A 12,724-nucleotide genomic window follows, 5' to 3' on the forward strand; every position below is an offset into this window, starting at 1 on the left:
AATCGCCGCCTTAACCTTCTTGGCGGAATTCCCGGCGTGTCGCGGGTCGCGACTAGCGACCCGGTTCGGCGACGAACACCTCGCCAGGGCCCGAAATCGAGACGGATCTCTCGTCCGGGGTGATGAGAACCGCCGCTCCGGGGCCGAGCGTGACGCGATCGCGAGTACCCGCACCCGTGATCTCGACCTCACCGGAGGTCGCGACGGCGATCGCGATGCCGCTCATGCGAACCTCGACAGGCGCGCCGGAATCCGCCGTCACCTGTGTCAGAACAAAGTCGGGAACGTCGCCCGTGAAGATGCGGGCTGGACCCGGCGCCGGATCGAGCACGGGCGCCGGTCCCGGCCGGGGATCCAGGATCGCGGTCAGCTCAGCGACATCGATGTGCTTCGGGGTGAGTCCCCCACGCAACACGTTGTCGCTGGCTGCCATGATCTCAACGCCCAGCCCTTCGATGTACGCGTGCAGGACACCCGCTGGGACAAACACGCCCTCACCTCGACGCAGGATGACAAGGTTCAGCAGCATGGCGACGACAATGCCGGGATCGCCGGGATAGTGGCTCTGAAGGTGGCGCACGAGCTCCAGCTCATCCCTGAACTCGTCGGATGCCGCATCCGTCGCCGCCGCGATGATCTCACTCACCTGCGGACCTGCTGCCGGCGAGAGAATCCAGACCAGTGCTGCAGCGAGCGCCGCCGCGTCATCCGGATGCGCGTCGAGAACGGCCTGCAGCGGTGCTGCGGCTCCCCCGACGACGTCGAGGAGCCGCCGGGTGGCGGCGAGTTCCCGGAGGCCTGCCAGGGCGAGGAACCGGTCGCTGAGCGCCACGATGATCTCGGGCTTGTGGTTGTCGTCTCGGTAGGTCCGCGTCGCAGCGTCGCGCGGGGTCCCCTCGGCCTCCTCGCGAGCGAAGCCCGCCTCGGCCTGCGCTTTAGAAGGATGAGCCTGAATCGACAGCGGCGAACCAGCCGCGAGGATCTTTAGCAGGTACGGAAGGCGCTCCGGAGTGCCCTCAGGAGCGTCGCCAGAGGCGAGCCACTCGCCGAGAGTACGACCGTTCGGTGTGCGCGCGGGGTGGCCGGGGTGGTCCCCAAACCACACTTCAGCCTCGGGCGCACCGGTCGGGGTGCGTCCCTCCAACTCGGCGATCAGAGTCGTGGACCCCCAGGCGTAGTCGCGGGGCGTGTTCGTGAGCGGAACCAGCACGCGACCAGCGTACCGACGGCAGCACCAGCATCCGTGCCAGCGATCCCCGCACCGGGCAGACGCTGAGCGATAGCCTGAGAGCACCATGGCCCGCTTCAGCCGTCATCCAGCTTCGGCGCCGCCGGTCGCTCCAGAGCGGGAGCGCACCCGGCATCTTCTGCTGCGTGGATGGATGGTCTTCAGCCTCTTCTTCGCGTTCACCGCTCCGGGCTGGGTCCTCGGATTCGGCGTGCCCCTCACGGCCATCGTCGGCGGTGTGATCGTTGCCGGTTCGGCGATCATGGTCGCGGTCATCCGCCCACCGTTCCAGTGGCGGCGGCTGCCCTGGATCGCCGGGACGTTCATCCTGTGGGCGGGGCTGTCCATCGCGTGGTCGGGATGGCGCGAGACATCCGCACTTACATGGCTGCTGCTGGTCGCCACGACCTTCCAGGGGATCGCCATCGCGAGCGTGCTCACGTGGCGCGAGATCGTCCGAGCGATCGGGGCGGCCCTCGGCTGGGTCATTGGGCTGTCCCTTGCCGCCGAGATCCTGGTGGCGTGGCTCGTCGGCGGCCCGCTCTACGCCGGGTTCGAGACGGATGCCGCAGCAGCCGCCCCCGAGTGGATCAGCGGCGGCATCTTCGCCGGCGCGCGCATCGACGGCGTCATCGGGAACCCGAACCTGCTCGGCATGATCGCTCTGCTGGCGGTCATCGTGTTCGCGATCGAGTTCGCCGCACGCGAGTCGCGCCGGATCATGCTCGGCGTGTGGATCGGGCTGTCTGCCCTGACGCTCGTGCTCGCGGCATCCGTGACCGCGTGGATCGCCACCGCCGGGGTCGCGCTCGTGCTGGCGACCGTACTGCTGATGCGGACCGCGCGCAGGCCCGGCGAGCGCACGCGCTACTACGTCGGCTACGCCCTGATCGGTGCGGCCGGGGCGGTCGCGCTCTGGATCTGGCGGGTCCCCGTCTTCACCGCGCTTGACCGGACGGCTGACCTTCTGGATCGCGAGACGATCTGGACCGCCGTCCTCGATCGCGCAGGCGACCACTTCGCGATCGGTGGCGGCTTCGCAACGCCGTGGCTGCCGTGGGATCCCGCGTTCCAGGATTGGATCGTGCTCGATGGCAGGCAGGTCACGCAGGCGCACAGCGTGTGGGTTGACATCCTGTTCCAACTCGGTGTCGTCGGCGTCTTCCTGCTCGGTTTCGCCTACCTGGCGTTCGTGTGGCGTTCGTGGTTCTTCGCCGTCGACCGGCCGCGCTGGGATCTGCGAGCCGACCGGCCCTACTCGGCGCTGACCCTGCTGCCGACGCTCACCGCCGCCGTACTCCTGGTCCAGGGTCTTGCCGAGACGGCGCCCCTCATGGGCTGGGGATGGATGCTGATGATCCTGCTCGGGTCCAAGATCAAGCAGTCCCCGCACATCGGCGAAGGACCCGCGGAACAGCGTTTGGCGATAGAGCGCGGGGAGCTCTTGCGCGCCGGCTGACTCGGTGATTCCGGCTGTTCCGGTCGCGTTGGATTCGGTGGGAAGGCTCGGGAGTCCGTGACCGATCTGTGATGTCGGCCAGCTAGCGTGGCCATCGATGACGGTTTTCGGAGCCCCTACGACCACCCTTCCTGTCGTCGCCCCTTCCACCACGATCTCGCTGCGCCGCGCCCCGCATGTGTGGGCCGGCGTCGTCTTCTTCATCGCCTTCACGGCACCCGGATGGGCGGCGGCGTTCGGCGCACCCGCGGCCGCTGCCGCCGGCATCGTCGCGTGTGCGGGAGTTGCGATTCTCGCCCTCCGCGTCATCCGCGCTCCCCAGTGGCGCGCCCTGCCGTGGACTGCGCTTGTCTTCACGGGATGGGCTGGAGCCAGCATTGCCTGGTCGCGGTGGCCCGAGACAACGGCGCTGACGTGGGCTCTGCTCGCGGCGACGACGCTCGTTGGCATCGCCCTTGCGGCGATGCTCACCTGGCGCCAACTCGTCTCAGCACTCGCCTGGGCGCTCGCTACCGTCATGGCGTTCTCGGTCGCCTTCGAAGCGTGGGCGGCCCTCATCGTGGGTGGTCCGGTCGGAATCGAGTTTGCCGCCGTGGATACGCACACCGAGCGTAGTGATATCTGGACGAGCGCCCAGCTGTTCACCGGCGGCCGCCTCGATGGGATCGTCGGTAACGCCAACCTGCTCGCGATGCTGGCGCTGCTTGCAGTGGTCGTGGTCAGCATTCGTCTGGCTATCGAGCGACACCAGCGGGGCATCTTCATCGCGGTACTTGCAGTCTCGGCGTATCTGTTGGTTCGCACCGAATCGGCGACCGCATTCATCGCGACGATCGCTCTCGCGATCGCGCTTGTCATCCTGCTGGCGGCACGTATGGCGCGCACGGCGGCGGGTCGCATGCGGGTCTATCTCGCTGCAGCAGTGGTCGGCGCGGTCGCGGCGGGCCTCGCGTGGGTGATGCGGCGCGGCATCCTGTCGTTCCTCGGCCGCGACGGAGACCTCACCGACCGCACCGAAATCTGGGATCTCGTGTTTTCCCGCGGGGCGGCTCAGCCGGTCGTCGGCAACGGCTTCGCTACCCCGTGGATCCCCTGGGATCCGGCGTTTTCGGACTGGATCGTCATGCCTCGGGGCCTGCATATTATCCAGGCCCATAGCGTGTGGGTCGACGTGTGGTTTCAGCTCGGCGTGGTCGGCGTGGTAGTACTTGCCGCCCTCTATGCGCTCTTCGTATGGCGCACGTGGGTGTTCGCGGTGCGCCACCACCGCTGGCAGCGCCGTGACGACCGCGTTACCGCCACGGTTTCGCTCCTCCCCGTCGCGGTCGGGGTGATCGTCGTCATCCAGGGAATTACCGAGTCCAGCCCGCTCCTGCTGTGGGGGTGGATGCTGACAGTGCTGTTCCTGGCGAAGCTGCAGCCGCGGGATCGCGCGCGCCGCACGGAAAGCCTCAAGGACGGGAAGGTAGGCTACGGTCTCGGCCTCGATCAGCCACCCTTCGTCTGACCGGAGACTTGCTTGGTGACCCACGTCCTCCAGAACGTCGTCTTCCCCCTCGAACGCGACCCCGACCTTCTGCCTCTCTACGCCGACCCCGAAATCTGGTCTGTGATCGACGAGCAGCCCGTGCGGGTATCGAGCCGGGCCCACCTGGGCAACATCCTCGACCGTCGGCGTGCCCGCATCGTCGCCGGGCGCCGCGTGTCGCTGGGAACCTACTTCAACGCCTTCCCCGCCTCCTACTGGCAGCACTGGACGGTGGTTCGCAACATCCGCCTCACTGTTCGGACCAGCGGTCCTGCGACGGTTCTGGTCTATCGGTCCAACGGAAATGGAGTCCGACAGCGACTCGACACTCGCGAAGTCACGGGCGACTCGGAAGCGCACTTCGATCTGACGCTTGATCGCTACAGCGACGGCGGCTGGATCTGGTTCGACATCGTGGCCGACGAGAGCGCAGCAGTGTTCGAGGGCGCAGAGTGGACCACCGAGCAGGAACCCGTCCGCACGGGTAAGGCCAGCCTCGGCATCACGACCTTCAACAAGCCCGACTACTGCGTGCAGACGCTCGCGAGCCTGGCTGACAGCCCTGATGTTCTCGAGCTCGTCGACCGGATCTTCGTCATCGACCAGGGCACCGACCTCGTCGCCGACCGACCGGAGCACCCCGAGCTCAGCGAACGGCTCGGGGAGACCCTACAGATCATCCGTCAGCCGAACCTCGGTGGATCGGGTGGATTCTCTCGGGCGATGATGGAGACTTTCGACCGCCCAGAGAGCGACTTCGTGCAGCTCCTCGACGACGACGTTCTCATCGAACCCGAATCTCTTCGTCGGTCGATCGTGTTCGGCCAGTACGCCACCCGCCCGACGATCGTCGGTGCGCACATGTTCGACCTGTTGGATCGCCCGAAGCTGCACGCCTGGGCGGAGGTCGTCGATGAGGTCCCGTTCATGTGGCGAACCCTCTACCAGGAGGAGTTCCCCCACGATTTCAGCGCGAGCAACCTGCGCCAGACGAAGATCCTGCACCAGAGATTGGATTCGGACTACAACGGTTGGTGGATGTGCCTGATCCCGATGGAGACAGTCCGCGAGGTTGGCCTCGCCCTGCCGGCGTTCATCAAGTGGGATGACGCCGAGTACTGCCTCCGCGCTGGCGAGGCAGGGTTCCCCACGGTTTCAGTACCCGGCATCGCCCTGTGGCATGTGTCGTGGGTCGGTAAAGACGACACCATCGATTGGCAGGCCTATTTCCACGCCCGCAACCGCATCGTCGCAGGACTCCTTCACTCCCGTGCTCCGGAGGGAGGCACGCTCCTTCGGCACAGCCGAAGGATGGATCTCAAGCACCTGATGATGATGCAGTACTACCCGGTCGCGCTTCGCCACCAGGCACTGCGCGACATTCTGAGCGGGCCTGCGCACATGTGGCAGAACCTCGCCACTGCCATGCCTGCCGCGCGAGAACTCGCGGCCGAGTTCCCCGAGACGGTCGTGCACCGCGACGACAGCACGAAGCTCCGCGCCCGCAAGGGTCGCGTCGTCTTCAAGCAGTCCCGACGGCACGAGTTCGATAGCCCGACCGGTGTGCGTCTGCGATGGTTCACGCTCAAGACCCTCGTCTCTCACTGGATTCACCGGCCCGATGCAGCAAACCTCGCACAGCCCGAAGTGGAGTTCGGCAAGCTCGACGCGCACTGGTGGCGCGTTCCCGTCTATGACAGCGCCCTCGTGAGTTCCGCCGATGGCCGCGGCAAGAACATCTACACCCGCGACCGCGACCAGTATCGACGCAAGCTCCGCGAGTCTCTGCGGCTGCACCGCCAACTCCGACGACGGTGGCCGAAACTGGCTGAGCAGTACCGCAGAGAGCTGACTCGGCTCACATCGCCCGAGGCGTGGCGCGCCGCATTCGAGGAGGAGCGATGACGCCGACGCCCGCGGCATTCGATCCGCTTACCGCCACCATCGTCGCTGTGACGTTCAACCGTTCCGGATTGCTCGCTCGGCTGCTGACCAGCATCAGCGAGATGGATCCGAAGCCCGGTCGCGTCGTGGTCATCGACAACGCATCGTCCGACGACACCACCGAGGTCGTGGAATCCTTCCGCGACCGTCTTGGCACCGAACTGGTCTATCGCCGACTCGAAACCAATACCGGGGGGTCCGGAGGATTCAGCGCTGGGATGCAGACGGCTTATGAACTGGGGTCCGAGTGGATCTGGCTCATGGATGACGACGTCGAAGTCATCCCCGACGGACTGGCGAAGATGGGCCGGTGGTCGGAGCGTTTCCGCTCGATCCAGGGTCGCCGCTACGACTTCGACGGCAGCGAGTTCTATTGGCAGTACCGCATCGCCGAGCGAATGGGGATCCCGATCCCATTTGCGCCCGCTGAATTCGACGGCTCGGGGTACAAGGAGATGAACTCCGGGTGCTTCGAAGGAATGTTCATCCACCGCGACATCGTCCGTCAGATCGGGTTGCCAGACCCGAGGTTCTTCATCTATTGGGACGATCAGGTATATGGCTGGCTGGCATCTCGGGTCACGACATCGGTCATCGTGAACGAGTTCGTGCTGCGTCGCACCCGCGAGATCAAGCAGTGGGATATGGGCGTGCGCCACATGAACGCCTCGAGCGACTCCTACCGGTACTACATCATGCGCAACCGCGCCCTTATCAAGCAGTACTACCGAGCGAACGACTTCTACCGCCCGCTTCCGTTCGCTGTCGGCACGGCACTGACATTCGCGAAGGAGCTGATCCGACTGGTCGTCGTCGAACGCACGGTTCGCGGCACCAGCCACCTGTTCCGTGGACTGCGCGACGGCCGGGAGATTAGTCGAGACCGGGGGTGGATGCCGATGCCCGCGCTGGAACGGCAGACGACGACACCCTGAGTCCGCTCAGGCGAGCGTGTTGTTCCACATCGTCAGGGCCGAGCCGATGGCCATGTGCATGTCGAGGTACTGGTATGTCCCGAGGCGTCCGCCGAAGTGGACCCCCGCCTCGCCCTTCTGCAGTTCCCGATAGGACAACAGTCCCGACCGATCCTCGGGGGTGTTGACCGGGTAGTAGGGCTCGTCGTCTCGGGTGGCGAACCGCGAGTACTCCCGCATGATGACGGTTCGGTCGGTGGGGTGGCGATCGGCGCGCTCGGGGTGGAAGTGCTTGAACTCGTGGATGCGCGTGTACGGGACGTCCGCGTCGGCGTAGTTCATGACCGGGGTGCCCTGGAAATCGGCTACGCCGAGGACCTCTTCCTCGAAGTCGAGGGTTCGCCACGACAGCTCACCAGCCGCGAAGTCGAAGTACCGGTCGATGGGGCCGGTGTACACGATGGGGACCTGCCCGACGGTGGCCGACTTGTTCAGAGGCTGTGTCTCATCGAAGAAGTCGGTGTCGAGTTTCACCTCGATGTTCGGGTGGTCGGCCATCCGCTCGAGCCAGGAGGTGTAGCCGTCCACCGGGAGACCCTCCCAGGTGTCGTTGAAGTAGCGGTTGTCGTACGTGTAGCGCACCGGCAGGCGGCTGATGACCTCGGCGGGCAGCTCGGTCGGATCGGTTTGCCACTGCTTTGCGGTGTAGTCGCGGATGAATGCCTCGTACAGCGGCCTCCCGATCAGGCCGATGGCGCGCTCTTCGAGGTTACGGGCCGCCTTCGGGTCGAACTCCCCCGCCTGTTCGGTGATCAGCGCCCGCGCTTCGGCTGGAGAGTAGGCGGCTCCGAAGAACTGGTTGATCGTGCCCAGGTTGATCGGCAGGGGATAGACGACTCCGCCGTGGTTCGTGTACACACGGTGCACGTAGGGCGTGAATGCCGTGAATCGGTTGACGTACTCCCACACTGTCGCGTTCGAGGTGTGGAAAAGGTGGGCGCCGTACCGGTGGACTTCGATCCCGGTGGATGCTTCGGCCTCGCTGTAAGCGTTGCCGCCGATATGCGGTCGGCGGTCGATCACCGTCACGCGACGGCCGGCGCTCGCGGCGCGCTCAGCGATCGTGAGACCGAAGAAGCCCGAGCCGACAACGAGAAGGTCCATGGTGGATCAGACTTTCGATCGGGGAGCCGCGCATCGGCGGCTCGGTGCGCGGTCAACCCCGGCAGTCTACCGGCGCCGTGCTCCTGGGCTCCTCAGCGGCTGCGCAGGGAGTGAACTGACGCATCTACTACCATGATGCGTTGACCGAACGAAGGGGCGATCAGGCACATGATCGAGAGCTGGTCGGCTGCGATCGCGCCGTTCACGGTGGCGGTACTCGCGCTGATCCTCCCCGGGGCGGTCATTGTCGCCGCCGGCTGGGGAATCCGAAACGCCAAGACGCTACTGCTCGTACCAGCGACCTCGGCGGCCGTCATCGCCGCGGCTGCCGTACTCGCTCCTCTGGTGGGCATGCGATGGTCGTTTCTCCCCGTTCTCGCGCTCACGATCCTCATTGGCGCTGTCGCGTTCGGTCTGCGTCGACTTGCCCGAGGGCTCGCAAGCCCCGCCGACACGCCACACCTCGTGTGGTGGACTGTCGGCGCACTGGCAACGGCGTTCGTCGTCATCTCTGCACAGCTGGTGTGGGCGTTCGCGGACCCCGACAACATCGCTCAGCGATTCGACAACATCGTTCATCTCAACAGCGTTCGGTACGCCGTCGAAACCGCCAACGCGTCGGCGTTCAACATCGGCGCCACGTCCGACATCGCGTTCTATCCGAATGCCTGGCACGCCCTCGCGTCCCTGGTGTCCGTGACCACCAGCGCGACGGTGCCCGTCGCGGTGAACGTCGCAAACATCGCCGTATCGGCGCTTCTTTGGCCCGCATCCGTGACCGGGCTCGCCCTCACCCTTGCCGGGGAACGCGCGGCGGTGGCCGTCTCTGCAGCGGTCTTGTCCACGGGGTTCGGCGCCTTCCCGGCGCTGTTCTTCAACTGGGGTGTGCTCTACCCCAATGCAACCGGGTACGCGGTCGCTCCCGCGGTCATCGCCGTCGCAATACGGCTCGGCCGAAGTCCCCGCCCGCTGCTCCTGCGCGACGTGGCATTGCTCCTGCTCCTTGCCGGCGGCGCGTTCCTCGCCCATCCGAACGCGCTGCTGGTCGCATACGCGCTGTCCACTCCCCTGGTGCTGATCCAGCTGCTGCAGCACGCCCTGCACGTGCGCACGCTTCGCGCATCCGTGCGCTCTGGTGTCGGCGCCGCCGCATTGCTCGCATTCGGGCTGATCCTGTGGATCGCCGGCCGGACGTCCGCGGAGCATTCCGGCTGGGACCGATGGCAATCCGCCGCCCAGGCGTTCGGCGAGGGACTTCTCGCGGCGCCGAGAGGTTTCGCGCCGGCCTTCGTCGCCGCGGTTCTTCTGGGTGCCGCGGTGGTCGCGATCGTTCGGCGCCCGTCATTGTTCGTCGTCGCCGTACCGTTCGCTGTCACCGTGTTCCTCTTCGTCATTGCATCGGGCACGCCCCGCGAGTTCTTCCTCCGGGAAGCTCTGACCAATCCCTGGTACAACGACGCCAATCGCCTGGCCGCCATGCTCCCCATGGGAATGATCCCGCTCGCGGCACTCGGGGGCGCATATCTTGCCGATCGCCTCGGCGACCTGATGCGTTCGTGGTCCTGGAGCCGGAGCGCGCGAGGCGCAGCGATCGTCGCGGTCCTCGTCGTCTTCACCCTGTCGGTGGCTGCTGCCGGCAATGTACGCGGTGCGCTTTCGCAGGTCAGGGAGGCCTACTCCTCGACTCCGGATTCTCTCCTGCTGAGCCCGGACGAGCGCGCACTGCTCGAGCGCCTCGGCGACGAGGTCCCCGAGGATGCCTTGATCGCGGGCAGCCCTCGCACGGGTGCCTCCCTCGCTCTGGCCATCGCGGGGCGGGACGTTACAGAGATGCACGTGTTCGGCACGCGGAGCGACGACGAGTTGTACCTCGACGCCCACCTTCGCGACATCGACGAAGACCCGCGCGTGTGTGGCAGCATCCGCGCGCTGGGGGTCGACTATGTCCTCGATTTCGGCGATCGCGACATTCTCGACAGCGCCGAAGGCGCGCAGGCGTACGCCGGGATCCAGAATCTGGCTCCCGGCGAGCACCTCGAACTGGTCGACTCGCAGGGCGACGCGCGACTGTTCCAGGTCGTGGGTTGTTGAGCATGACACGACGCGATATCGCCATAGTCTTCGACTGTCTCTACCCCCTCACCAAGGGCGGCGGCGAGCGCCAATACGACGCGTTCGCCCGCGACCTCATCACGCGCGGCGAGCACGTCGAGTACCTCACCGCGCGCCAATGGGAGGGTCCGGCACCAGAGGCTCCGTACCGCATCGAGGCGATCACCGGTCGGCTTCGTCTTTACGACGACGCGGGCGTGCGACGCAGCGGCGCGGCACTGCGATTTGCCACAGGCGTGTTCGGGGCGCTCCGGCGCCGACGGCGCAGCACGCGCGCGGTCATCGTCAGCGGCCTGCCCGTGCTCAACGTCTTCGCGGCGCGGCTTGCCCTCATCGGCTCACGAACACCTCTGATCGTGGACTATCTCGAAGTATGGGGGCGGGCGCAGTGGATCGCCTACTCCGGCGTGGTCATGGGCACGATCGCTTGGCTGCTGCAGCGCGTCGCCATCGCGATGACACCAATTGCGACCTGTCACTCGCAACTGAGCGCAAATCGCCTCCGTGGCGAAGACTTCCGCGGCACACTGCTTGTCAGCCCCGGCCTCATCGACGGCACCACAGCGAGTAGTCCGCCCAGGCATGCGACACAGCCCCCGTTCGTGCTCTACGCGGGCCGTCACATCGCCGACAAACGCGTCGAGTCTCTCCCCGCGGCGGTTGCGGCAGCCCGAACGGCGGTTCCCGACCTCGAACTCGTGATCCTCGGCGAGGGAGCCACGACGGAACAGGTCCGCGCAGAGGTAGGCCGCGTCGGTGGCAGCGCATGGACGCGGATGCCCGGCTTTATCGAGCAGGAAGAACTCACCGATCTCATGGCAACAGCCGCGTGTTTGACAAACCCGTCCCGCCGCGAAGGCTACGGCCTGGTCGTCGTCGAGGCGGCAGCCCACGGTACGCCCGTCGTGCTTGTCGCCGACGAGGGAAACGCAGCGACAGAACTCGTGGATGACGGCGTCAACGGCTACGTCGCCGCATCCGACGCTGCCGACGATCTGGCAGCAGCGATCGTCGCGTGCGTACGCGACGGCGATCGGCTGCGAGACTCGACCTACCAGTGGTACCAGGATGCGGTACAGACCCGCACGATCTCCCGGACGATGGATGCCATCGTGGCGGCGATCGACGGACACCCCGCCCCCAGCCACCCGAACGAAGGACACCTCCCGTGACCGCGACGAACGACGCAGCCGAACTCGAGCTGACGATCCTCATGCCGTGCCTCAACGAGGCCGAGACGCTCGAGGTCTGCATACGCAAGGCGCAGGGCTTTCTCGAGGGGTCGGGCATCGCCGGCGAGGTGCTCATCTCTGACAACGGCAGCACAGACGGCTCCCAAGAGATTGCGCGGCGCCTGGGCGCGCGCGTGTCCCACGCCCCTCGGCGGGGATACGGTGCGGCGCTCATCAACGGCATCGAGAACGCCCGCGGTCGATACATCATCATGGGCGACGCTGACGACAGCTACGATTTCGAGAACCTGCAGCCGTTCGTCGATCGGCTCCGGGACGGCGCCGACCTCGTGATGGGCAACCGATTCCGTGGCGGAATAGCTCCCGGGGCGATGCCCCCGTTGCACAAATACCTGGGCAATCCGGTGCTCTCGGGAATCGGCCAGCTCTTCTTCCGCCCGAACATCGGCGACTTCCACTGCGGGCTGCGCGGGTTCAACCGTGACAGCATCCGGGATCTCGATCTTCAGACGACCGGGATGGAATTCGCCTCCGAAATGGTCGTCAAGTCGACCCTCGCGCGCCCCAAGTACCGCATCGAAGAAGTGCCCACAACGTTGAAGAAGGACGGCCGCTCTCGCCCGCCCCACCTGCGGAGTTGGCACGACGGATGGCGACACCTGCGGTTCCTGCTGATCTTCGCGCCGCGGTGGCTGTTCGTCTACCCCGGGCTGGTGGCGTTCTTCCTCGGAGCGATCGCCGTGGGCGTGCTCTCATTCGGCGGTGTCCGCATTGGCGGCATCGGGTTCGATGTCACGACGATGGTCTACGCCAGCGCCCTGTGCGTCATCGGATACCAGTCGCTCCTGTTCTTCTGGCTCACCAAGCTCTACGCGACCCAGGAGGCCTTCCTCCCGACGAGTGCGCAGTTTCGGGGAGTGGCCGCCCGATGGACGGCGGAGCGGGGGCTGCTTGTCGGTGTGGCGCTCTTCGTGCTGGGCGTGGGGATAGGTATCGCGCAGGTCATCCGTTGGGGCAGCCTCGACTTCGGGCCGCAGGACGCTGCTGAGGTCGTGCGGATCGCCATCCCCAGCGCCCTGGGCATGATCCTCGGTTTCCAGACGATCATGATGAGCTTCTTCTCGGGCGTCCTGACGACTCCACGACGCGAGCAACGTCCGGATGCCGTGATCGAGAGCTGAA

At 66.2% G+C, this 12,724-nt stretch carries 9 protein-coding genes; 7 read left to right on the top strand and 2 right to left on the bottom strand.

From position 1 onward, the window contains the following. Window positions 1-52: 52 nt before the first annotated feature. A complete protein-coding gene (manA, locus tag ACQVDU_RS11510) occupies window positions 53-1,210 on the bottom strand; it encodes a mannose-6-phosphate isomerase, class I (protein ID WP_443477189.1) in 1,158 nt (385 codons plus the stop codon). 85 nt (window positions 1,211-1,295) lie between these two features. Here manA and ACQVDU_RS11515 point away from each other — a divergent pair, with 85 nt between their 5' ends. From ACQVDU_RS11515 to ACQVDU_RS11530, 4 genes are all read left to right on the top strand, one after another. Continuing rightward, the gene (locus tag ACQVDU_RS11515) at window positions 1,296-2,687 is read left to right on the top strand and encodes an O-antigen ligase family protein (protein ID WP_443477190.1); all 1,392 of its coding nucleotides are present in this window, start codon (window positions 1,296-1,298) and stop codon (window positions 2,685-2,687) included. Window positions 2,688-2,784: 97 nt separating this feature from the next. Next, window positions 2,785-4,194: an O-antigen ligase family protein gene (locus tag ACQVDU_RS11520; RefSeq protein WP_443477191.1), complete on the top strand. Its 1,410-nt coding sequence runs from the start codon at window positions 2,785-2,787 to the stop codon at window positions 4,192-4,194. 15 nt (window positions 4,195-4,209) lie between these two features. Then, window positions 4,210-6,120, top strand: coding sequence for a glycosyltransferase (locus tag ACQVDU_RS11525; RefSeq protein WP_292733026.1), 1,911 nt, complete (start codon window positions 4,210-4,212; stop codon window positions 6,118-6,120). Then, on the top strand, window positions 6,117-7,094 hold the full coding sequence (locus ACQVDU_RS11530) for a glycosyltransferase (protein ID WP_292733025.1): 978 nt from the start codon (window positions 6,117-6,119) through the stop codon (window positions 7,092-7,094). Before ACQVDU_RS11525 ends, ACQVDU_RS11530 begins: the two co-directional genes overlap by 4 nt. A 6-nt stretch (window positions 7,095-7,100) precedes the next feature. Here ACQVDU_RS11530 and glf read toward each other — a convergent pair whose 3' ends face one another. Beyond that, window positions 7,101-8,237, bottom strand: a complete 1,137-nt coding sequence (gene glf / locus ACQVDU_RS11535; RefSeq protein WP_292733023.1) for a UDP-galactopyranose mutase — start codon at window positions 8,235-8,237, stop codon at window positions 7,101-7,103. A 168-nt stretch (window positions 8,238-8,405) separates the two neighbouring features. Between glf and ACQVDU_RS11540 the strand changes: the two genes are divergently transcribed. From ACQVDU_RS11540 to ACQVDU_RS11550, 3 genes are read left to right on the top strand one after another with little or no spacing between them, the layout of a single operon-like run. Continuing rightward, window positions 8,406-10,328 carry a DUF6541 family protein gene (locus tag ACQVDU_RS11540; RefSeq protein WP_292733021.1) on the top strand — a complete coding sequence of 641 codons (1,923 nt, stop codon included), beginning with the start codon at window positions 8,406-8,408 and terminating at the stop codon, window positions 10,326-10,328. A gap of 2 nt (window positions 10,329-10,330) precedes the next feature. After that, complete coding sequence (locus ACQVDU_RS11545) at window positions 10,331-11,521, top strand: glycosyltransferase family 4 protein (RefSeq protein WP_292733019.1); 1,191 nt, start codon at window positions 10,331-10,333, stop codon at window positions 11,519-11,521. Then, entirely contained in the window at window positions 11,518-12,723 is a 1,206-nt protein-coding gene (locus tag ACQVDU_RS11550) for a glycosyltransferase family 2 protein (RefSeq protein WP_443477192.1), read from the top strand. Before ACQVDU_RS11545 ends, ACQVDU_RS11550 begins: the two co-directional genes overlap by 4 nt. Window position 12,724 lies beyond the last annotated feature (1 nt).

This window comes from Microbacterium sp. F2 (assembly GCF_052274505.1).
GTDB lineage: Bacteria > Actinomycetota > Actinomycetes > Actinomycetales > Microbacteriaceae > Microbacterium.

Coding starts and splice junctions, on each gene's coding strand:
- ACQVDU_RS11515 (WP_443477190.1), top strand. CDS start 1,296: ATGGCCCGCTTCAGCCGTCATCCAGCTTCGGCGCCGCCGGTCGCTCCA.
- ACQVDU_RS11520 (WP_443477191.1), top strand. CDS start 2,785: ATGACGGTTTTCGGAGCCCCTACGACCACCCTTCCTGTCGTCGCCCCT.
- ACQVDU_RS11530 (WP_292733025.1), top strand. CDS start 6,117: ATGACGCCGACGCCCGCGGCATTCGATCCGCTTACCGCCACCATCGTC.
- glf (WP_292733023.1), bottom strand. CDS start 8,237: ATGGACCTTCTCGTTGTCGGCTCGGGCTTCTTCGGTCTCACGATCGCT.
- ACQVDU_RS11540 (WP_292733021.1), top strand. CDS start 8,406: ATGATCGAGAGCTGGTCGGCTGCGATCGCGCCGTTCACGGTGGCGGTA.
- ACQVDU_RS11545 (WP_292733019.1), top strand. CDS start 10,331: ATGACACGACGCGATATCGCCATAGTCTTCGACTGTCTCTACCCCCTC.